This window comes from Streptomyces sp. NPDC002403 (assembly GCF_053593015.1).
Window position 1 is genome coordinate 14,391 of the sequence record NZ_JBSFBQ010000006.1, and the last position, 20,519, is coordinate 34,909.

The following is a 20,519-nucleotide window of genomic DNA, read 5'->3' on the forward strand; positions in this document are numbered from 1 at the left end:
GGCCCACTTCCCGAAAGCGGAACGTCCCTGTTGTCCGGGGCTAATGCTCCGAGAGTTGTCCGGGGCTACTGCTCCGAGAGCGCGGCGGCCTCGGCGCGCAGATCGCGGCGGAGCTCCTTGGGCAGCGAGAAGGTGATGGACTCCTCGGCCGCCTTCACGATCTCCACGTCCTCGAAACCGCGCTCGGCCAGCCAGGCGAGGACACCGTCCACCAGCACCTCGGGAACCGACGCCCCGGAGGTGACACCGACCGTGGAGACACCCTCCAGCCAGGCCTCGTCGATCTCTTCGGCGAAGTCGACCAGATGGGCGTCGTTCGCGCCGGCGCCGAGGGCGACCTCGACCAGGCGGACGGAGTTGGAGGAGTTCTTGGAACCGACGACGATCACGAGGTCGGCGTCCTCACCCATCTGCTTCACCGCGATCTGGCGGTTCTGCGTGGCGTAGCAGATGTCGTCGCTGGGCGGCGAGATCAGGAGCGGGAACTTCTCCTTGAGCGCGCCGACCGTCTCCATCGTCTCGTCGACGGAGAGCGTGGTCTGGGAGAGCCAGACGACCTTGGACGGGTCGCGCACCTCGACCCCGGCGACGTCCTCGGGGCCGTCGACCAGCGTGATGTGGTCGGGGGCCTCGCCGGAGGTGCCGATGACCTCCTCGTGGCCCTCGTGGCCGATCAGGAGGATGTCGAAGTCGTCCTGCGCGAAGCGGACGGCTTCCTTGTGGACCTTGGTGACCAGGGGGCAGGTCGCGTCGATCGTGGCGAGCTTCCGCTCGGCCGCCTCCTGGTGCACGGTCGGCGCGACGCCGTGCGCGGAGAACATCACGATCGAGCCCTCGGGGACCTCCGCCGTCTCCTCGACGAAGATCGCGCCCTTCTTCTCCAGGGTCTGTACGACGTACTTGTTGTGGACGATCTCGTGGCGTACGTAGACCGGGGAGCCGTACTGCTCCAGGGCTTTCTCCACGGCGATCACGGCACGGTCCACGCCCGCGCAGTAGCCACGGGGAGCGGCGAGCAGGACGCGGCGAGGTGTCGTAGCAGTCATGCGCCCCATCGTAAGGCCGAGTCGAACGCGCGGAAGATCGGCCGGGTGGCGAGACTGATCCGTACGCGGTCCGGCGGGTCTGCTCCGTACCCGGTCCGGCGGGACCGACCCACCACCCGGTCCGGCGGGACCGATCCGTACGCGACCCCCAGGGAGGGCTCATGCCGGAGAGCGGCAGCGGTGGCAGGGGCGGGGGCGCGGAGGCGACGGGGGCGGCAGGGGCGCACCAGGAGAGCGGGAGGCTGCGGCGGACGCTCGGTTTCCGGGATCTGGTGGTCTACGGGCTGCTGTTCATCGCGCCGATGGCGCCCGTCGGGGTGTTCGGCACGCTCGACGCGAAGTCGCACGGCGCCGTCGCGCTGGTCTATGTGGCGGCGACGGTGGTGATGGCGTTCACGGCGTTCAGCTACGCCCAGATGGTGCGGGTCGTCCCGCTGGCGGGTTCGGTCTTCGCGTACGCGCGCAAGGGGCTCGGGGAGGGGGCGGGGTTCATCGCCGGGTGGATGGCGATGCTCGACTATCTGCTGATCCCGGCGGTCGCCTATCTCTTCTCCGGGATCGCGCTGAACGCACTGGTGCCTTCGGTGTCACGGTGGGTGTGGACGGCGCTCGCCGTCGTCGTCACCACGCTGCTCAACCTCTGGGGCGTGCGGGCCGCCGCCCGGGTCGGTTTCGCGGTGCTGGCGATGGAGATCGTGGTGCTGCTGGTGTTCCTGGTGTCGGCGGTGGTGGTGCTCGTACGGGACGGGGCGCAGCGTGGCTGGCTGACTCCGCTCACCGGTGATTCCGGTTTCTCCGCGTCGGCGGTGCTCGGGGCGGTGTCGGTGGCGGTGCTGTCGTATCTGGGCTTCGACGCGATCGCCACGTTCGCGGAGGAGGTGTCCGGGGGCTCGGCGAAGGTGGCGCGGGCGCTGCTGTTCTGTCTGGTGCTCGCGGGTGTGCTGTTCGTGGCGCAGGCGTATCTGGCGGCGCTGCTCGAACCGATGACGTCGGCGGAGCTGGCCGCCGATCCGGCCGCGCAGGGGTCGGCGTTCTACGACACGGTGGACTCGGCGGTCGGGGGCTGGCTGCACGATCTGGTGGCGGTGAGCAAGGCGATCGGGGCGGCCTTCGCGGCGCTGGCCGGGCAGGCCGCCGCGGGCAGGCTGCTCTTCGCGATGGCCAGGGAACGGCGGCTGCCCCGGGTGCTCGCCAGGGTCGACCCGGGGTCCGGGGTGCCGCGGCTCGCGATTCTGCTGGCCGCGACGGTGACGCTGATCGCCGCGGTGTGGGCGGCCCGGCGCGCCGACGGGCTGGACCATCTGGTGTCGGTCGTCGACATCGGCGCGCTGACGGCCTTCGTGCTGCTGCACGCGTCGGTGGTCGGCTGGTTCGCCGTACGCCGGATGGAGGGGCCGCCGAGCTGGTGGCGGCATGTGCTGGTGCCGGTGGTGGGTGCGGGGGTGCTGATCGTGGTGATCGCGGAGGCGACCCGGAGCGCCCAGGCGGTGGGGGTGTGCTGGTTCGGGGTGGGGCTGGTGGTGCTGGCGTTGCAGTGGGGGCGGCGTGCGGCCTGAGCGGGGAGCGGCCGGGCCTGGCCGGCCTTCGTCGTGGCGGCCCGATTGTCGGCGGGGGCCGATACGCTCGCTCGCATGGCTCTTCAGACATCCGCGGAAGCTCCGCTGCCCGTAGGTGATGTGTCGCGGCTCATCGGGGGCTGGATCGACCGGCTCGGGGCGGTCTGGGTCGAGGGGCAGATCACCCAGCTGTCGCGGCGGCCGGGCGCCGGGGTGGTGTTCCTGACGCTGCGCGACCCGTCGCAGGACATCTCGGTGAGCGTGACGTGCTTCCGGCAGGTCTTCGACCGGATCGCGGATGTGGTGACGGAGGGGGCGCGGGTCGTCGTCCTGGCGAAGCCCGAGTGGTACGCGCCGCGCGGCCAGCTGTCCCTGCGGGCCACGGAGATACGGCCGGTCGGCATCGGCGAGCTGCTGGTGCGGCTGGAGCAGCTGAAGAAGTCGCTGGCCTCCGAGGGGCTCTTCGCGCTCGACCGGAAGAAGCCGCTGCCGTTCCTGCCGCAGCTGATCGGTCTGGTCTGCGGGCGGGCGTCGGCGGCCGAGCGCGATGTGCTGGAGAACGCCCGGCGGCGGTGGCCCGCGGTCCGCTTCGAGGTGCGCAACGCGGCGGTGCAGGGCGTGCACGCGGTGAATCAGGTGGTCCAGGCGGTGAAGGAGCTGGACGACCTCCCGGAGGTCGACGTGATCGTGGTGGCGCGGGGCGGCGGCAGTGTGGAGGACCTGCTGCCGTTCTCGGACGAGCAGCTGATCCGGACGGTGGCCGCCTGCCGTACGCCGGTGGTGTCGGCGATCGGGCACGAGCCGGACTCCCCGCTGCTCGACCTGGTCGCGGACCTGCGCGCCTCCACGCCGACGGACGCGGCGAAGAAGGTCGTGCCGGACGTGGGCGAGGAGCTGGACCGGGTGGGGCAGCTGCGCGACCGTGCGCTGCGGACGGTACGGGGGCTGCTGGACCGCGAGGAGCGGGGGCTGGCGCACGCGCTGGGCCGGCCGTCGATGGAGCGTCCCCAGCGGATGGTGGACGAGCGGGCGTCGGAGATCGACGCGCTGATCGGCCGGAGCCGGCGGGTGCTGGGGCATCTGCTGGACCGGGCGGATTCGGAGCTGGCGCACACCAGGGCCCGAGTGGTCGCCCTGTCACCTGCGGCGACGCTGGAGCGCGGCTACGCGGTGCTGCAGCGGGCCGACGGCCATGTCGTACGGAATCCCGAGGACGCGGGGGCGCCGGGCGAGGTGCTCCGGGCCCGGGTCTCGGGCGGCGAGTTCGCCGTACGGGTCGGCGAGTGACCGCCCCCGCAGGTGTGGGCGGACGAGGTCAATGGCCCCCGGCGGGCCGGAACGTAGGGTGGGACGCATGACGGACGACGCGACTACGGCGGCCGGTGCCACGGGCACGCTCGGCTACGAGCAGGCCCGCGACGAGCTGATCGAGGTGGTGCGCCGCCTGGAGGCGGGCGGTACGACGCTGGAGGAGTCGCTCGCGCTCTGGGAGCGGGGCGAGGAGCTGGCGAAGGTGTGCCGGCACTGGCTGGAAGGCGCGCGCGCCCGGCTGGACGCGGCCCTGGCGGGCCCGGCCGGCTCGCAGGAGAACGGCGGCACGGCGGCCGACAACGGCTGAGACCACGACTGGCGAGCGCCGAGGGCGCCGCCGGCAGCGCTCGGGGAGCGTTGTGGAACGAATCACTCGGCCCCGCTTTAGTTGAAAGTTAACCTACCTCTCCGTTAGCGTGGTCCCCGTTGCTCGATCCACGTGTACGTCCGGAAGGTAATACGCACGATGTCCCTCGCTCTTGACCCCGCCGCCCAGGACCTCCTCTTCCGTGAGGCCCGCACCGCCAACACCTTCTCCGACGAGCCGGTGACCGATGAGCAGGTCCAGGCGATCTACGACCTGGTCAAGTACGGGCCGACCGCGTTCAACCAGTCGCCGCTGCGCGTCGTCCTGGTCCGCTCCGACGACGCCCGCGCGCGTCTCGTGAAGCACATGGCCGAGGGCAACCAGCCGAAGACCTCGACCGCCCCGCTGGTCGCGATCCTGGCCACCGACAACGAGTTCCACGAGGAGCTCCCGGCCCTGCTTCCGCACTTCCCGCAGGCCAAGGACGCGTTCTTCTCTGAGCGCCCGGTCCGCGAGTCGGCCGCCGCGCTGAACGGCGCGCTGCAGGCCGCCTACTTCATCATCGGCGTCCGCGCCGCCGGCCTGGCCGCGGGCCCGATGACCGGCTACGACGCCGCGGGCATCGAGAAGGAGTTCCTGGACGGCGACCACAACGTGCTGATGGTCGTCAACATCGGCAAGCCGGGCGAGGACGCCTGGTTCCCGCGTCTGCCGCGCCTCGCCTACGACGAGGTCGTCACGACCGTCTGACCGTCGCCACGCGCATGCGGAAGGCCCTGGAGCACTCGGTGCCCCAGGGCCTTCGCCGTACTCCGGCGCTTATCGCCCGTGCTCCGGCGCTTTCGCCCGTGCTCCACGGCCTTCGCCGTACGGAGCGCGGCGGCCGCCGGGACGGCACGCCCCGGCGGTGGCGTCAGGACGTCTTGAGGGCGGCGGCCATCTCCGCCAGCCGCTCCGGCGAGGCGGACCCGGTGACCACGGTGGTCGAGTCCTTGTCGTGGCGCACGAGGGCGTCGTACTTCGGGCCCTTCCAGTGCTGCCAGGCCTCGCCCGCGACCTGCTGCGTACGCCCGGTGTCCTTGGCGTCCTGGCTGACCTCGGTCACGTACTTCTTCGCCGGGGACGTGGACTGCTCGACCGCGACGTACTTGCCCTCCGGGTCGAGGAAGCCCAGGTGCCAGCTGTTGCCCGCCTTGCGGTCGTAGCTGACCGAGGTCGGCTTCCACTTCTCGGTCAGTCCGTCCGGCGCGGCCACGGGGTACGGCGCCGCGCGCCGGGCCGTCAGGAGCTCCACCCGGTAGTCGACCGCCTTGACCGGGTTGGCGTTCTCGTCGTGCGGAACGAAGATGTAAACAACCCCTGCCGCAGCGGAGATGACCGCCATCGACAGGAACATGTCCCGCACCGTCTGCTTGCCTCGCTTGCTAGCCACGGGTCCATGGTCGCATTAGCCCCGATGGGCCCGACCCGGGGGCAGCCGCTCATAAGTGACCCGGTCTGCTCATTTTGTCGACCTGACGATAGAGTCGCAGCACCCTCTTCCGGTCGTCGCCGTACAGAGTCGCCGTACAGAAAGGTGCGCTCCGATGTCCGAGCATCATCTGCCGTCTCAGCTCGAGGTCTCCCCCGAGGCCCCCGACCGCAACCTCGCCCTGGAGCTGGTCCGGGTCACCGAGGCCGCCGCCATGGCGGCGGGGCGCTGGGTGGGCCGCGGCGACAAGATCGGCGCCGACGGCGCCGCCGTGAAGGCCATGCGGACCCTCGTCTCCACCGTCTCGATGAACGGCGTCGTCGTCATCGGCGAGGGCGAGAAGGACGAAGCCCCCATGCTGTTCAACGGCGAGCGCGTCGGTGACGGCACCGGCCCCGAGGTCGACATCGCCGTGGACCCGATCGACGGCACGACCCTGAACGCCAAGGGCATGCCGAACGCGATCGCCGTACTGGCCGCCGCGGACCGCGGCGCCATGTTCGACCCGTCGGCCGTCTTCTACATGGACAAGCTGGTCACCGGCCCCGAGGCCGCCGACTTCGTCGACATCAACGCCCCCGTCTCGGTGAACATCCGCCGTGTCGCGAAGGCGAAGAACTCCGCCCCCGAGGACGTCACCGTCGTCATCCTCGACCGCCCGCGCCACGAGGGCATCGTCAAGGAGATCCGCGAGACCGGCGCGCGGATCAAGTTCATCTCCGACGGCGATGTCGCGGGCTCGATCATGGCCGCCCGCGAAGGGACCGGCGTCGACCTGCTGATGGGCATCGGCGGCACCCCCGAAGGCATCATCTCGGCCTGCGCCATAAAGTGCCTGGGCGGTGTCATCCAGGGCAAGCTCTGGCCCAAGGACGAGGCCGAACGGCAGCGCGCGCTGGACGCCGGGCACGACCTGGACCGGGTGCTGTCCACCGACGACCTGGTCAGCGGCGACAACGTGTTCTTCGTCGCGACCGGCATCACGGACGGTGAGCTGATGCGCGGCGTGCGGTACCGCGCGGAGACGGCGACCACCGAGTCGATCGTCATGCGGTCCAAGTCCGGCACCATCCGGAAGATCGACTCCACGCACCGGCTCTCGAAGCTGCGTGCCTACAGCGCGATCGACTTCGACCGCGCGAAGTAGGTCCGGCAGCAGAAGAGGCGGAACACGAAGAGGCGCCCCCGTGTGCGGTGGGGGCGCCTCTTCGCGTAGCCGCCGTCGAGGCAGTGCGCGCGATTGCGGGGCCGTACGGACTCGGGCCGCACCCGGGCCGCCGGGGCGGTCAGCCCGCCGCGGCGATGCGGCCCGTCGCGCCGGCGGACGCGGAGGAGGCCTTGAGCTCCATCTCGCGCCGTCTGCGGCGGGCGAGCACCACACGGCGCTCGGCGGCGGTGAGCCCGCCCCACACCCCGTACGGCTCCGGCTGTATGAGCGCGTGCTCCTGGCATTCGATCATCACCGGGCAGCGCGCGCAGACCCGCTTCGCGGACTCCTCGCGCGCGAGTCTGGCAGCAGTCGGCTCCTTCGACGGGGCGAAGAACAGCCCGGCCTCGTCCCGGCGGCACACCGCCTCCGAGTGCCAGGGGCCGGACTGGTCCTCCCGCGCGGGGGTGCGCTGGGACGGGACGACGGCGACCTGCAGGGGCTGATGCGGCAGTTGCAGCACGGTCTACTCCTGACGACGGCTTCGCGAGCGAGAGACGACGCAGCATTCCCTACCCGCTGTGCGTGCGCCCATGCACTGAGTGGCACCCGGTTCCGGGGCGCAATTCCCGTCGACCGGGAATTTGGCTTGTTTTCGAAGGGGATAGCCGAGGCCGGTCCGGTTTCGCAGGAGTTTCCGTGAGTTCTCGCACTTGTCACGAACGCGACGAAGAACGCGGTGCAGAGTGCGGCGAGGAGCGCGCCGGTGAACGGCGCCCCTATCCGAGGTATTTGCGCAGCCGGTCCTGGAGATCCGCGATGAACTTCCCACGCTTGGGCTTCGCCTCGACGCTGCCGAACACGGAATAGCCGTTGACGACGACCACCGGCGCTTCGGGGTCCGCGGATTCCAGTGTGGCGACTTCGAAATTACCGAAGACGCCCGTGCCGCTGCCGCGCAGCGAGATGTTCTCGGGGACCTTGATGTCCACACTCCCGAAGACGGAAGTCGCGTTGATGACGGTGAGTCTCTGACCGAAAAGCGCCTCGGTCAGATCCACCTCCACGCTGCCGAAGAGCGCGAAGGCGTTCGTACGGCTGCCGACCCGCCAGCGGCCCTTGCGGGTCGAGCTGCTGAAGATCGCCACCAGGTTCTCGGCGGGGCCCGTGGGGCTCTCCTGGCCGTGGACACCGGGGGCGGCCGGGCGGGCGGTGCCCGCCGAGGCGGGCAGGTCCCGTACCAGCGGCTCCAGCTCACCGACGGTCTTGGCGCGGTAGACCGCGTCGACCCGCTCGGCGTGCTCGTCGGCGGTGAGCCGGCCCTCGGCCATGGCTTCCCGCAGGATGTCCGCGATCCGGTCGCGGTCCGCGTCGGAGGCACGGATACCGGCCGGCTCCATCGGGGCCGTCTGCTGCTGGGGCTGCTTTTCGAGGTCCACCGGCCCAGGGTACCCAAACGCGATAGATCGCGACTAGTGGCTGCCCCTCCCCGTCGCGTCGGCGGCTCCATGGGCGGCCGGACTGAGCCTTACCTCACAACTCCGGCACCCGTGCGGCGTTCTACCCTGGTGGGTGCGCTGCCCAAGGGAGGTCAGCCGCTGTCTGCCGAGTGAGGAATGGCCGTAATGCCAGAGTTTGCGTACTCCGATCTGCTCCCCCTGGGCGAGGACACCACGCCGTACCGCCTGGTGACCTCCGAGGGTGTCTCCACCTTCGAGGCCGACGGTCGTACGTTCCTCAAGGTGGCGCCGGAGGCGCTGCGCGCCCTGGCCGCCGAGGCCATGCACGACATCTCGCACTATCTGCGCCCCGCCCACCTGGCGCAGCTGCGGCGGATCGTGGACGACCCCGAGGCCTCGTCGAACGACAAGTTCGTCGCTCTCGACCTGCTGAAGAACGCGAACATCGCCGCGGCGGGCGTGCTGCCGATGTGCCAGGACACCGGCACCGCGATCGTGATGGGCAAGCGCGGGCAGAACGTCCTCACCGAGGGCGGTGACGAGGAGGCGCTGGCGCACGGCATCTTCGACGCCTACACCCAGCTCAACCTCCGCTATTCGCAGATGGCTCCGCTCACCATGTGGGAGGAGAAGAACACCGGCTCGAACCTGCCCGCCCAGATCGAGCTGTACGCCACCGACGGCGGCGCGTACAAGTTCCTCTTCATGGCGAAGGGCGGCGGCTCGGCCAACAAGTCGTTCCTCTTCCAGGAGACGAAGGCCGTGCTGAACGAGGCCTCCATGATGAAGTTCCTGGAGGAGAAGATCCGTTCGCTGGGTACGGCCGCCTGCCCGCCGTACCACCTGGCGATCGTCGTCGGCGGTACGTCGGCCGAGTTCGCGCTCAAGACCGCGAAGTACGCCTCCGCGCACTACCTCGACGAGCTGCCGGCCGAGGGCTCCCCCACCGGCCACGGCTTCCGGGACAAGGAGCTGGAGGAGAAGGTCTTCGAACTGACGCAGAAGATCGGCATCGGCGCCCAGTTCGGCGGCAAGTACTTCTGCCACGACGTGCGCGTCGTCCGCCTCCCCCGGCACGGCGCCTCGCTGCCCGTCGCGATCGCCGTCTCCTGCTCGGCGGACCGCCAGGCCACCGCGAAGATCACCGCCGAGGGCGTCTTCCTGGAGCAGCTGGAGAAGGACCCGGCCCGCTTCCTCCCGGACACCACCGACGAGCACCTCGACGAGGCCGGGGACGTCGTGAAGATCGACCTCAACCGGCCGATGGACGAGATCCTCGCCGAGCTGACCAAGTACCCGGTCAAGACCCGGCTCTCGCTGACCGGTCCGCTGGTCGTGGCCCGCGACATCGCGCACGCCAAGATCAAGGAGCGGCTGGACGCGGGCGAGGAGATGCCGCAGTACCTCAAGGACCACCCGGTCTACTACGCGGGCCCGGCGAAGACGCCCGAGGGGTACGCCTCCGGCTCCTTCGGTCCGACGACGGCCGGCCGCATGGACAGCTATGTCGCACAGTTCCAGGCGGCGGGCGGCTCCAAGGTGATGCTCGCCAAGGGCAACCGGTCCAAGCAGGTCACCGACGCGTGCGACGCGCACGGCGGTTTCTACCTCGGCTCGATCGGCGGCCCGGCGGCCCGGCTCGCGCAGGACTGCATCAAGAAGGTCGAGGTCGTCGAGTACGAGGAGCTCGGCATGGAAGCGGTCTGGAGGATCGAGGTCGAGGACTTCCCCGCGTTCGTCGTCGTCGACGACAAGGGCAACGACTTCTTCACCGAGCCCGCCCCGGCACCGACGTTCACCAGCATTCCGGTGCGGGGCCCGGGTCTCGCCTGACGCGCCGCGCCGTACGGGGCGCGCATGACGTCACGGCCCCGCGGGGGCGTTTTGGCCGGAGCGCCCCCGCGGGGCCGTTCTCATGCCTCCAGCAGGCCCGATGTCGCGACCAGATAGCCGAGTTGGGCCCGGCTGTTGCTGCCCAGCTGCTCGGAGACCCTGCGCACGTGCTCGGCGACGCTGCGGCGGCTCATGCCGAGGCGCCGGGCGATCGACTCGTCCGTCTCGCCGCCCACGACCCCCTGCAGGATGGTCCGTTGCAGGTCGGAGGTGACGACCGGGGTGCGCAGCGGCACCCGTTCCGGGCGGACCGGGACCGCGCGGGCCCAGGCCTCGTCGAAGTGCCGGGCCAGGAAGCGGACCAGGGAGGGGTGCTGGATGCGCAGGGCCCGGTGCGGCTCGTCGGAGAACGGGACGAACGCGAGGTTCCGGTCGAAGACGATGATCCGGTCGGCGACCTCGGCGAGCGTTCTGACCTCGGCGCCCTCGGTCGTCACCCGCTCGATGTAGGCGAGCGTCGTACGGTCCGAGCGGACCGTGTGCTGGTAGATGGTCCGCTGCCGGATGCCCCGCCGCAGATTGCGCAGATCCCTGGGCAGCGACTCCTCCAGCACGTGCACGGGACGGCCGCCGCCCGGGTGGGCGGTGCGGACCTCCTCGCGGCAGCCCGCGACGCCCGCTTCGAGCGCCTTGCCGATGACCGCCTCGCCGGAGAGCCGGGTGAGGGCGGACGGTTCGAGCCGGTGCGCGTCGGCGTACAGGCCCTCGAACACGGACAGGGCGGCGCGGGCCGAACGCAGCGAGCGGCGCTGCCGGGCGATCGCCGCCTCGATGGGCCCGAGCACGTCGAACGAGGCGGTCTCGGGCGGTACGGGGACCAGGCGTCCCGGCACGTCGCGGTCGGCCACCATCAGATGCAGGGCGCTCAGGCAGCCGGGCACCTCGTCCGCCGGAAGGCTTCCGTCCGCGAGCGCGCGCCGGTAGGCCGCGAGGGCCGGTTCGCAGACGCGCTCCGGAGACGATTCGCGGCAATCGCACGCCCGTGGGCCGGAATGATCGTCCTTCACAAGCATGCAGATTACATTCGTGCAATCGCGCGGTCGTGGGCGAACGCGAATGCCCGGTGAGTATGTCCCGGTGACGCACGACATCGAACAGGCGGACGACCGACCGGATCAGGCACCCGACACCGATCAGGCCGGACGGGCGCGCGCGGAGCGCCGCTATCGATTCCTCGTCGCGGGATACGCGCTGTCCTCGTACGGCACCTTCCTGAATATGGTGGCGCTCAATCTGTTCGTCTACGAGACGACGGGCAGAGCGCTCGCGTTGGGCCTGTTCATGGCTGTGCGCCTGGCGTCCGGTTTTGTCGCCGGACTGATCGCGGGCGGTCTTCTCGCACGGTTCCGCGCGAAGAACGTGATGCTGTGGACGAATGCGGCGCAGGCGGCGGTGATGCTGCTGCTGGTCTTCGCACCGGAGGGGATGCGGACGGCCGCGTTGACGGCCGTTTCCGTGGTGGTCGGCGGCTGCGGAACGCTTTTCATGGTGGCGCTGCGCAGTTCCATTCCGGAGATGGTCGGCGAGGACCGGCGCTCCTGGGCCAACTCCCTTTCCATCACCGGGCGTTCGCTGGCGATGGTGGCCGGCTTCGCCTCCGCGGGCGTGGTGGTCTCGCTCGTCGGCTACACCGCCGCGTTCGTGGTGGACATGGCCACCTTCGTGGTCTGCGCCGTGACGGTGGCACTGCTGCCGGTCCCGGGCAGAGGCGGAGGAAAGGACACCCGGCCGGATTCGGAGGGGGATTCCGGCCGGGGTACGCGGAAGGGGCGGCCGGGCCGGTGGCGGCGGCCGGGCGCGTTCCTCGCGTCGGCCGCCGCGCCCGGTCTCGGTCTGATGGTGGTGCTGCGGAGTGTGGATGCCTTCGGCTCGTCCTCCCACAACGCCGCGCTGCCGGTCCACTCCGCCGCGCTCGACGCCGCGCACCCCGCCGTGTTCGTCAGCGGGTTCTGGTGTCTGTGGGCGCTGGGGAACGTCGCCGCGCAGCAGGTGATCCAGCGGTACGTCAGACGCACCGGGCGGACGGTGGGTGCGCCGGGCTTCGGGTACGGCACCTGTCTGATGTCGGGGGCGTTCATCCTGGCGTTCGCCGGGTTCCCGTGGGCGGCGACCGTGGTGATCGCCTTGGTGGCGGGGGCGGCCGACGGGCTCACGGAGGTCTCGTACACCTCCCATCTGCAGACGCTCCCCGCCGCTCTGCGCGGTCATGCCTTCGGGCTCTCCGCGACCGTCGAGAACCTGGGCTTCGGCGTCGGCATGATCCTGGTCGCGGCGGCACTCGACAGCTACAGCCCGCTGACCGTCGTCGCCTGGTCGCACGGGGCGGCCGTCGTGGTCGCGGTGGTGTTCCTCATCAGGGTGTCCGGGCCGCGCGGGCGGGCCGGTACGCCCGCCGCCGATCGCGACGGGCCGGTGCCGTGACGGCTCACGGGATTCACCTGATTCAGGTACGACGTTATTCAGCCAATCTTGCGGCGCTCGGCGCGGGGCCGGGCGCCCGTCACGCCGCCCCGCACACTCCCGGCGCGCCCCCGCCCGCCTCGGAGCCCGCCCCCGGCGCCGCCGGTCCGCCACCGCCGCTTTCACGCAGCGGGCCGCGCCGCGGACTTGCGGCGTACCGGGCCGCTTTGGTGGGTTGGCGGACGTTCCTGGAGCGCTCCGCCCCCGCCTCGAACACCGCCCGCACCGCGCCGCACCCGGCGGCCCGGCGCGGGCGCCTCCACCCTCACCGTCGAATCACCGGAAAGGCGGACGCCGAATGACGCCGCTTCCCCACCGCAGCCACAGCGACGACCTGCTGTCCTTCATCAGCACCAGCCCTTCCCCGTACCACGCGGTGGCCAGTGCCGCCCAGCGCCTGGAGAAGGCCGGCTTCCGCGAACTGCGGGGCACGGACGACTGGACGGGCACGACCGGCGGCAGCTTCGTCGCCCGCGGTGGTGCGCTGATCGCCTGGTACGCCCCCGAGGGTGCCCCGGCGCACACCCCCTTCCGGATCGCCGGCGCCCACACCGACTCCCCGAACCTGCGGGTCAAGCCCGCCCCCGACACCTCCTCCGCGGGCTGGCGGCAGATCGGTGTGGAGATCTACGGCGGCGTTCCGCTGAACACCTGGCTCGACCGCGACCTCGGCATCTCCGGGCGGCTCGCGCTGCGCACCCCGGGCGGCGGCACCGGCTCCCGGCTCGTCCGGATCGACGAACCCCTGATGCGGGTGCCCCAGTTGGCCATCCACCTGGACCATTCGGTCAACGAGGGACTCGCGCTCGACCGGCAGCGCCACCTCGCCCCGGTGTGGGCGCTCGGCGAGCGCGAGGAGGGCGCGCTGCTGCGCCGGGTCGCGGCGGCCGCCCAGGCGGAGCCGGACGAGGTGCTCGGCTGGGACCTGATGCTGCACGACATCCAGCCGCCCGGATACCTGGGCGCGGACCGCGAGTTCGTGGTGTCGGCGCGGCTGGACAACCTGGTGTCCGTGCACGCGGGCGTCACGGCCCTGACGGGTGCGGCGACCGCGGCCGAGGCGCCCGCGTACATTCCCGTGCTGGCCGCCTTCGACCACGAGGAGGTCGGCAGCGGTTCGGAGACGGGCGCCCAGGGTCCGCTGCTGGAGCGGGTCCTGAGCCGCTCGGTCATCGCCCGCGGCGGCAGCCCGGAGGACTGGTCGCGGGCCCTGGCCGGTGCCTTCTGCGTCTCCGCCGACATGTCCCACGCGGTGCACCCCAACTACGCGGAGCGGCACGACCCGGAGCACCGTCCGCTGCCGAACGGCGGGCCCGCGCTCAAGGTCAACGTCAACCAGCGGTACGCCACCGACAGCACCGGCATGGCGGTGTTCGCGGCGGCGTGCGAGCGGGCGGACGTACCGTGGCAGCCCTTCGTCTCCAACAACGCGATGCCGTGCGGCACCTCGATCGGCCCGATCACCGGGGCCCGGCTGGGTGTGCCGACAGTCGACGTGGGGGTGCCGGGGCTGTCCATGCACTCGGCGCGCGAGCTGTGCGGGGCGGACGACCCCGGTCATCTGGCCGCCGCTCTGGGCGCGTTCATGACGTCCGGCTGATCCGCGCCGAACGGCCCGGAGGGGCGGAGCGGCCTCGGCCGCCCCGCCCCTCCACGCGCCGGTGGAACGGTCCCGCTACGCGAACCGCTGCTGCGCGCCGCCGTCGCAGCTCTGCAGCTTCAGCGGCTCCTTCGCACCGGCCAGCGTCAGGCACAGCCCGGTCGAGGCCGCCGGGCGCAGGGTGCCCGACTGCTTCACGAACTGCTGGTTGGCGGCGCCCGAGCAGTTGTACAGGATGAGCGTGGCGCCCGCCTTGTAGTCGGCGCCCGGTACGTCCAGGCACCGGTCGTGGCTCAGCGCCGTACGCAGGGTCCTGGTGCCGGAGTCGTACCACCAGCCCTGGTTGCGGCCGCCGTGGCAGTCCCAGCCGCCGACCTTGGTGTCATTGCGGGTCACCGAGCCGGGGGCGTCCACGCAGGTGCCCGTGGCCTCGTTCTTCAGGGGCTTGAACAGGTCGTCCCACGCCCCGGCCTGCAGGACCGGCTTTCCGGTGCTCGCCGGGTCGGCGCAGCTCGCCTCGCGCAGGTTCGAGTTGTAGATCTGGGTCAGACAGGACGCGAAGGCGCCGTGGCCTCGCTCGTTCGGGTGGAAGGACTGCCGCAGGGAGTTGGAGTCCGGCGGGAAGTGCCCGAGGTCGATGTAGAGACCGCGGGCCCAGGTGGACTCGCTGCAGACCTCGTGGCCGTGGAAGAGCCGGGAGTTGTCGAGGTAGACGGCCCCGGTGTCGGCCGCGGCCTTGCGCATGCCGCGCTCGAAGGTGGGTACGGCGGTGTTGCGGCCCCAGGCGGCGTCGGAGTCGTAGCCGGCGCAGCCGCCGGGAAGCTTCCCGGGGAAGTCGGGGTTGTCGTAGAAGTCCGGGCCGATGGGGCTCGGGTAGCCCATGACCACGAGCTTGTAGTCGCTGTCGGCGTAGCCGGCCCCGGACATGACGGTCTTCAGGTCGCGCACGGTCTTCTCGACCTTGGGGACGAGCCCGTCGACGCGCGCCTGCCAGCCGCCGTCGTACTTGGGCTCGCAGGTGCCCTGGGAGAGCACCCAGCGCGTGACGCAGTCCGTCATGACCGGGCCGAACTGGAGGTCGTCGTTGGCACCCGCGACGAGCACGATCATCTTGATGCGGGTGTTGCGGGCCTTGATGGCGAGGTTGTCGCTCTGCACCAGCTCGTCGGCGTACTGCTTCGAGCCGCCGATCACGATGTTGCCGGTGTACGCGCCGGAGCAGGAGACGTTGTACGTGACGTCCGCCGGGATGCCGGTGCGGTGGATGGCCGAGTCGGGCGAGCGGTGGCACCAGTTGTCGGGGCCGTTGGTGCCGGCCTCGTACGTGCCGACGCCCTCGCCGGAGATCTCGCTGTCGCCGAGCGAGATCAGCCCGGTCTTGCGCTCCGCGAGCGGCCGCTCGGCCGGGTCGCCGTACAGCTTGGTGGCTTCCGCCGCGCGGATGGCCTCCAGTTCGGGTGACAGCGGGGTGGATGCGGTAGTGCTGGAACCGGACCGGTCCGTCGCGCCCGCCGGTCCGGCCGCGGCGGCCATGCCGCCGAGTGCCGCCGCCATGGCCGCGGCGGCCGCGACCGTACAGCGGAGTCTGTGCCTGGTGCGCCTCATTGCGCCTCCCCGGGTTGTGGTTACCCCCGGTATTTACTGGTCGGTAGGCAACTTGGGAATAGACAGAACAAGACAAGTGCTCAACTTTTTCAGGAGGTTGAACGAGATGGACGAGTCACAGACCGGCGCAGGGACCCCCGCGGGCTCCACGGATTTCCGTGTCGAGCACGACTCGATGGGCGAGGTGAGGGTGCCCGCGCACGCCAAGTGGCGGGCCCAGACGCAGCGCGCGGTGGAGAACTTCCCGGTGTCCGGGCAGCGCCTGGAGCGGGCCCACATCGAGGCCCTGGCCAGGATCAAGGCCGCCGCCGCCAAGGTGAACGCCGAGCTGGAGGTGCTCGACCCGGAGATCGCCGCGGCCATCCAGGAGGCCGCCGCCGAGGTCGCCGAGGGGCGCTGGGACGACCACTTCCCGGTCGATGTCTTCCAGACCGGCTCGGGCACCTCGTCCAACATGAACACCAACGAGGTGGTGGCCACGCTCGCCACCGAGCGCCTGGGCCGCGAGGTCCATCCGAACGATCACGTCAACGCCTCGCAGTCGTCCAACGACGTCTTCCCGTCCTCCATCCACATCGCCGCGACGGCGGCCGTCACCGGCGACCTGATCCCGGCGCTGGAGCATCTGGCGGCCGCCCTGGAGCGCAAGGCCGCCGAGTTCGCCACGGTCGTGAAGTCGGGGCGCACGCATCTGATGGACGCCACGCCCGTCACCCTCGGCCAGGAGTTCGGCGGCTACGCGGCACAGATCAGGTACGGGGTCGAGCGGCTGCGCGCCTCCCTCCCCCGCCTCGCCGAGCTGCCCCTGGGCGGCACGGCCGTGGGCACCGGCATCAACACCCCGCCCGGCTTCTCCGCCGCAGTGATCGCCGAGGTCGCCCGCACCACCGGGCTGCCGCTGACGGAGGCCCGGGACCACTTCGAGGCGCAGGGCGCGCGGGACGGGCTCGTGGAGACCTCGGGCCAGCTGCGTACCATCGCCGTCTCGCTCACCAAGATCTCCAACGATCTGCGCTGGATGGCCTCCGGACCGCGCACCGGACTGGCCGAGATCAACCTCCCCGACCTCCAGCCGGGCTCGTCCATCATGCCGGGGAAGGTGAACCCGGTCGTCCCCGAGGCCGTGCTGATGGTCGCCGCCCAGGTGACGGGGAACGACACGACGGTCGCCACGGCGGGCGCGGCCGGCAACTTCGAGCTGAACGTGATGCTTCCGGTCATCGCGAAGAACCTGCTGGAGTCCGTCCGGCTGCTGGCCAACGTCTCCCGGCTGCTCGCGGACCGCACGGTCGACGGGATCACGGCGAACGCGGAACGGGCCAGGGAGTACGCCGAGTCCTCGCCGTCCGTCGTCACCCCGCTGAACAAGTACATCGGCTACGAGGAGGCGGCGAAGGTCGCCAAGAAGTCCCTCGCCCAGCGCCGCACCATTCGCGAGGTGGTCCTGGACTCGGGATACGTCGAGCGCGGCGACCTCACCGTGGAACAGCTCGACGAGGCCCTGGACGTGCTGCGCATGACCCGCCCCTGACCTGCGCCGCGGCGGCGGGGCTCCGGGGGCCTCTAAGATCCGTCCATGGCAGGCAAGGGAGACATCGAGCACTGGGCGCCGGGTGATCAGATCCTGTGGCGCTACCGCCGCAACGGCGTGTCGGACGGGTCCGGGGCGCCGGAGCGTGCCCCTGATCCGTTCCACATCTGCCGTCCCGTCACCGTGGTCCAGGACACCGACGAGCTGCTCGCGGTGTGGGTGGCGCCCGGCACCGAGTGCGTGAAGCCGGTGCTGGCGGACGGCAAGGACGTGCACGCCGAGCCGCTCGCCACCCGCTACACCGCCCCGCGCACCACCGCCCGCTCCACCTGGCTGGGAAACGGCGTGCTGAAGCTCGCCCGGCCCGGCGAGCCCTGGTCCGTCTGGCTGTTCTGGGATCCGGTCTGGCAGTTCCGCAACTGGTACGTGAACCTGGAGGAACCGCACACCCGCTGGCAGGGCGGCGTCGACTCCGAGGATCACTTTCTCGACATCTCCGTGCGCCCCGACCGCAGTTGGGTCTGGCACGACGAGGACGAGTTCGCCATGGCGCAGCAGGCCGGTCTGATGGCCCCGCGGACCGCGCGGCGGGTGCGGCAGGCGGGCCTGGCCGCCGTCGAAGTGATCCAGGACTGGGGCGCCCCGTTCCGCGACGGCTGGGAGGACTGGCGGCCCGATCCACAATGGCGGGTTCCCGCGCTTCCCGATGACTGGGACCGCACCCCCTCGCGTATGCCGTCGTGAGACCCTTGATGCACCCCAGGGGGACAAACGTAGGATCGTCCTCCGGAGTGCCGCTCCACTCCAACCGGAATGTGCGGCACCGGACCTGACCACAAGTCACCGCACGAGCACCACGCACTGAATGAGCTGTATGAGCCACATCAGTCGTATGAATCGTATGAACCACTACGAGGGGGTGGAGACGTGCTCGCTGTTGCCCGCCCTGTCGCCGGAAACGTTGTCACCGACCCACCCCGCAGGCATCCGGTTTCAGCCCCTCGTTCCGGGGCATCCGGTGACAGCCGTTGTTATCGCCGCTCCTGCCGGGGCACAGTAACGCCCCAACAGGTGATTGCCTCATACAACCGGCCCGGACGGACGGAACCCCACGCGTGACGGAGCACCCCACCTCCCACGAAGGCCGGCAGCCTCTCGCCGCCCGGTCGCAGGAACGCACCCGGCCGCGGCAGCAGGACGCCGCGCCGGCCGCTTCCCCTGCCTCCGCCGCGATCCCCAGCCCGGCCATGGCGCCGGGAGCGGGAGCCGGCCCCGCGGCGAGCGTCGCCCCGGCAGGACTCGATCCACAGGCCGCGGCCCGTCGCGAGGGCGACCGGCTGCGTTTCGTCGGGGCGGCCACCCGGCGGATCGCCCGCGGCATAGACCTGGACGAGATCGTGCTGGGCCTGTGCCGGGCCAGCGTGCCCACGTTCTCCGACGCCATACTGGTCTACCTCCGCGACCCGCTCCCGGTCGGCGACGAGCGGCCGGTCTCCCCCTTCGTGCTGCGGCTGCGCCGGTCCGACCGGCTGCGGCTGAGCGAGGAGGAGACGGAGAGCGCGCCGGACACCGAGCGCCTGCGGCTGCCGGTCATCGATCCGCACGGCGACCTGACGCCCGCGGCCGAGCTGTGCGAGGTCCGTTCGGGCGGCGCGCTGGCCGAGGTGCTGCGCGGGGTGCGGCCGGTCTTCGGGGACTCCGCGGCGGCCCGGGCCGCGCTGCCCGAGCTGCTCGGCGCCGGCCGGACCGTACCCACCGGACACCGCGCGATCCTCGCCCCGCTGCGCGGCCGGCGGCGGGTGATCGGCGCCGCGGTCTTCCTGCGCGGGACGGAACGGCCGTCCTTCGAGTCCAACGACCTGCTGGTCGCGGCCCAGTTGGCGACGCACACCGCGCTCGGCATCGACAAGGCCGTGCTGTACGGACGCGAGGCGTACATCGCCGACGAGCTCCAGCGCACCATGCTGCCCGACTCGCTGCCGCAGCCGACCGGCGTCCGGCTCGCCTCCCGCTATCTGCCGGCCGCCGAGACGGCCCGGGTCGGCGGCGACTGGTACGACGCGATCCCGCTGCCCGGGAGCAGGGTCGCCCTGGTCGTCGGCGACGTCATGGGCCACTCCATGACGTCCGCGGCGATCATGGGGCAGCTGCGCACCACCGCGCAGACCCTCGCCGGGCTCGACCTGCCGCCGCAGGAGGTGCTGCACCACCTCGACGAGCAGGCGCAGCGGCTCGGCAGCGACCGCATGGCGACCTGCCTGTACGCGGTGTACGACCCGGTCGCGCACCGGATCACCATCGCCAACGCCGGGCATCCGCCGCCCGTCCTGCTCCACCTGGGCGGCCGTGCGGAGGTGCTGCGGGTGCCGCCGGGCGCCCCGATCGGTGTCGGCGGGGTGGACTTCGAGGCCGTCGAGCTGGACGCGCCCGCCGGCGCCACGCTGCTGCTGTACACCGACGGTCTGGTGGAGTCCCGGCTGCGGGACGTCTGGACCGGGATCGAGCAGCTGCGCGAGCGGCTCGCCGCCACCGCCCGGCTGACCGGCCCGGACCACTCGCCGCCGCTGGAGGCGCTGTGCGACGACGTCCTGGACATGCTCGGTCCGGGCGACCGGGACGACGACATCGCGCTGCTCGCCGCCCGGTTCGACGGGATCGCGCCGAGCGACGTCGCGTACTGGCACCTCGAACCGGAGGAGACCGCGCCGGGCCGGGCCCGCAGGCTGGCCCGCCGCGCGCTCGGCCGCTGGGGTCTCGACGATCTCTCCGACTCGGTGGAACTGCTGGTCAGCGAGGTGGTGACCAATGCGGTGCGTTATGCGGAGCGACCGGTGACGCTGCGGCTGCTGCGTACCGACACCCTGCGCTGCGAGGTCGGCGACGACTCCCCGCAGCTGCCCCGGCAGCGCCGGGCGCGGGACATGGACGAGGGCGGTCGCGGTCTGTTCCTGGTGAACCGGCTTGCCAGGAGGTGGGGGGCGACGCGCCTTTCCACCGGCAAGGTGGTCTGGTTCGAGATGCCGACGCGGGGCCAGTAGCCGGGCCGGACGAAAGGGTCCGGAACGGGCACGGGGCAGAGCCCTGTACGCAGGGTAGCGAAATGTTGCCGACCTCCTGTCGGCGGGTTTGACT

Annotated in this window: 17 protein-coding genes; 11 read left to right on the top strand and 6 right to left on the bottom strand. The window is 71.4% G+C overall.

Annotated elements, in window-relative coordinates; translation table 11 throughout:
* Positions 1–65: 65 nt before the first annotated feature.
* On the bottom strand, positions 66–1,055 hold the full coding sequence (locus ACWCPY_RS09395) for a 4-hydroxy-3-methylbut-2-enyl diphosphate reductase (protein WP_443051121.1): 990 nt from the start codon (positions 1,053–1,055) through the stop codon (positions 66–68).
* 152 nt (positions 1,056–1,207) lie between these two features.
* Between ACWCPY_RS09395 and ACWCPY_RS09400 the strand changes: the two genes are divergently transcribed.
* The 4 genes from ACWCPY_RS09400 to ACWCPY_RS09415 all read left to right on the top strand — a co-directional run bounded on the left by ACWCPY_RS09400 (position 1,208) and on the right by ACWCPY_RS09415 (position 4,970).
* Positions 1,208–2,602, top strand: a complete 1,395-nt coding sequence (locus tag ACWCPY_RS09400; protein WP_451263744.1) for an APC family permease — start codon at positions 1,208–1,210, stop codon at positions 2,600–2,602.
* A gap of 75 nt (positions 2,603–2,677) precedes the next feature.
* Positions 2,678–3,889, top strand: a complete 1,212-nt coding sequence (gene xseA, locus ACWCPY_RS09405) for an exodeoxyribonuclease VII large subunit (protein WP_451263745.1) — start codon at positions 2,678–2,680, stop codon at positions 3,887–3,889.
* A 67-nt stretch (positions 3,890–3,956) separates the two neighbouring features.
* Entirely contained in the window at positions 3,957–4,220 is a 264-nt protein-coding gene (locus ACWCPY_RS09410; RefSeq protein WP_451263746.1) for an exodeoxyribonuclease VII small subunit, read from the top strand.
* 159 nt (positions 4,221–4,379) lie between these two features.
* Positions 4,380–4,970: a malonic semialdehyde reductase gene (locus ACWCPY_RS09415; RefSeq protein ID WP_329818117.1), complete on the top strand. Its 591-nt coding sequence runs from the start codon at positions 4,380–4,382 to the stop codon at positions 4,968–4,970.
* Between the two features lie 163 nt (positions 4,971–5,133).
* On the opposite strand, the gene ACWCPY_RS09420 is transcribed toward ACWCPY_RS09415, so the two are convergent.
* Positions 5,134–5,652: a DUF4245 domain-containing protein gene (locus ACWCPY_RS09420; RefSeq protein ID WP_362438727.1), complete on the bottom strand. Its 519-nt coding sequence runs from the start codon at positions 5,650–5,652 to the stop codon at positions 5,134–5,136.
* A gap of 154 nt (positions 5,653–5,806) precedes the next feature.
* Between ACWCPY_RS09420 and glpX the strand changes: the two genes are divergently transcribed.
* On the top strand, positions 5,807–6,838 hold the full coding sequence (gene glpX / locus ACWCPY_RS09425; RefSeq protein WP_451263747.1) for a class II fructose-bisphosphatase: 1,032 nt from the start codon (positions 5,807–5,809) through the stop codon (positions 6,836–6,838).
* A 139-nt stretch (positions 6,839–6,977) separates the two neighbouring features.
* Here the strand turns inward: glpX and ACWCPY_RS09430 are convergent, their stop codons facing one another.
* Together ACWCPY_RS09430 and ACWCPY_RS09435 are read right to left on the bottom strand one after the other, a co-directional pair.
* A complete protein-coding gene (locus ACWCPY_RS09430; RefSeq protein WP_451263748.1) occupies positions 6,978–7,361 on the bottom strand; it encodes a WhiB family transcriptional regulator in 384 nt (127 codons plus the stop codon).
* Positions 7,362–7,617: 256 nt separating this feature from the next.
* Positions 7,618–8,277, bottom strand: a complete 660-nt coding sequence (locus ACWCPY_RS09435) for a DUF1707 SHOCT-like domain-containing protein (protein WP_451263749.1) — start codon at positions 8,275–8,277, stop codon at positions 7,618–7,620.
* 186 nt (positions 8,278–8,463) lie between these two features.
* On the opposite strand from ACWCPY_RS09435, the gene ACWCPY_RS09440 reads away from it, so the two are divergent.
* Entirely contained in the window at positions 8,464–10,131 is a 1,668-nt protein-coding gene (locus ACWCPY_RS09440; protein ID WP_451263750.1) for a fumarate hydratase, read from the top strand.
* Between the two features lie 80 nt (positions 10,132–10,211).
* Here the strand turns inward: ACWCPY_RS09440 and ACWCPY_RS09445 are convergent, their stop codons facing one another.
* On the bottom strand, positions 10,212–11,198 hold the full coding sequence (locus tag ACWCPY_RS09445) for a LuxR C-terminal-related transcriptional regulator (protein WP_451263958.1): 987 nt from the start codon (positions 11,196–11,198) through the stop codon (positions 10,212–10,214).
* Positions 11,199–11,268: 70 nt separating this feature from the next.
* Here ACWCPY_RS09445 and ACWCPY_RS09450 point away from each other — a divergent pair, with 70 nt between their 5' ends.
* Positions 11,269–12,612 carry an MFS transporter gene (locus tag ACWCPY_RS09450; protein ID WP_451263751.1) on the top strand — a complete coding sequence of 448 codons (1,344 nt, stop codon included), beginning with the start codon at positions 11,269–11,271 and terminating at the stop codon, positions 12,610–12,612.
* Between the two features lie 337 nt (positions 12,613–12,949).
* The gene (locus ACWCPY_RS09455; RefSeq protein ID WP_451263752.1) at positions 12,950–14,251 is read left to right on the top strand and encodes a M18 family aminopeptidase; all 1,302 of its coding nucleotides are present in this window, start codon (positions 12,950–12,952) and stop codon (positions 14,249–14,251) included.
* Positions 14,252–14,326: 75 nt separating this feature from the next.
* Here ACWCPY_RS09455 and ACWCPY_RS09460 read toward each other — a convergent pair whose 3' ends face one another.
* Positions 14,327–15,856 carry a ricin-type beta-trefoil lectin domain protein gene (locus tag ACWCPY_RS09460; RefSeq protein ID WP_451263753.1) on the bottom strand — a complete coding sequence of 510 codons (1,530 nt, stop codon included), beginning with the start codon at positions 15,854–15,856 and terminating at the stop codon, positions 14,327–14,329.
* Positions 15,857–15,962: 106 nt separating this feature from the next.
* On the opposite strand from ACWCPY_RS09460, the gene ACWCPY_RS09465 reads away from it, so the two are divergent.
* The 3 genes from ACWCPY_RS09465 (at position 15,963) to ACWCPY_RS09475 (ending at position 20,425) form a co-directional block, all read left to right on the top strand.
* On the top strand, positions 15,963–17,387 hold the full coding sequence (locus ACWCPY_RS09465; RefSeq protein ID WP_451263754.1) for a class II fumarate hydratase: 1,425 nt from the start codon (positions 15,963–15,965) through the stop codon (positions 17,385–17,387).
* 45 nt (positions 17,388–17,432) lie between these two features.
* Positions 17,433–18,131, top strand: a complete 699-nt coding sequence (gene fomD / locus ACWCPY_RS09470; protein ID WP_451263755.1) for a cytidylyl-2-hydroxypropylphosphonate hydrolase — start codon at positions 17,433–17,435, stop codon at positions 18,129–18,131.
* A 371-nt stretch (positions 18,132–18,502) separates the two neighbouring features.
* Positions 18,503–20,425, top strand: coding sequence for a SpoIIE family protein phosphatase (locus ACWCPY_RS09475; protein WP_451263756.1), 1,923 nt, complete (start codon positions 18,503–18,505; stop codon positions 20,423–20,425).
* Positions 20,426–20,519 lie beyond the last annotated feature (94 nt).

What these genes read in the sequence shown, in the direction of transcription:
- ACWCPY_RS09395 (WP_443051121.1), bottom strand. Translation starts at nt 1,055, where the DNA reads ATGGGGCGCATGACTGCTACGACACCTCGCCGCGTCCTGCTCGCCGCT.
- ACWCPY_RS09400 (WP_451263744.1), top strand. Translation starts at nt 1,208, where the DNA reads ATGCCGGAGAGCGGCAGCGGTGGCAGGGGCGGGGGCGCGGAGGCGACG.
- xseA (WP_451263745.1), top strand. Translation starts at nt 2,678, where the DNA reads ATGGCTCTTCAGACATCCGCGGAAGCTCCGCTGCCCGTAGGTGATGTG.
- ACWCPY_RS09410 (WP_451263746.1), top strand. Translation starts at nt 3,957, where the DNA reads ATGACGGACGACGCGACTACGGCGGCCGGTGCCACGGGCACGCTCGGC.
- ACWCPY_RS09415 (WP_329818117.1), top strand. Translation starts at nt 4,380, where the DNA reads ATGTCCCTCGCTCTTGACCCCGCCGCCCAGGACCTCCTCTTCCGTGAG.
- glpX (WP_451263747.1), top strand. Translation starts at nt 5,807, where the DNA reads ATGTCCGAGCATCATCTGCCGTCTCAGCTCGAGGTCTCCCCCGAGGCC.
- ACWCPY_RS09440 (WP_451263750.1), top strand. Translation starts at nt 8,464, where the DNA reads ATGCCAGAGTTTGCGTACTCCGATCTGCTCCCCCTGGGCGAGGACACC.
- ACWCPY_RS09455 (WP_451263752.1), top strand. Translation starts at nt 12,950, where the DNA reads ATGACGCCGCTTCCCCACCGCAGCCACAGCGACGACCTGCTGTCCTTC.
- ACWCPY_RS09460 (WP_451263753.1), bottom strand. Translation starts at nt 15,856, where the DNA reads ATGAGGCGCACCAGGCACAGACTCCGCTGTACGGTCGCGGCCGCCGCG.
- ACWCPY_RS09465 (WP_451263754.1), top strand. Translation starts at nt 15,963, where the DNA reads ATGGACGAGTCACAGACCGGCGCAGGGACCCCCGCGGGCTCCACGGAT.
- fomD (WP_451263755.1), top strand. Translation starts at nt 17,433, where the DNA reads ATGGCAGGCAAGGGAGACATCGAGCACTGGGCGCCGGGTGATCAGATC.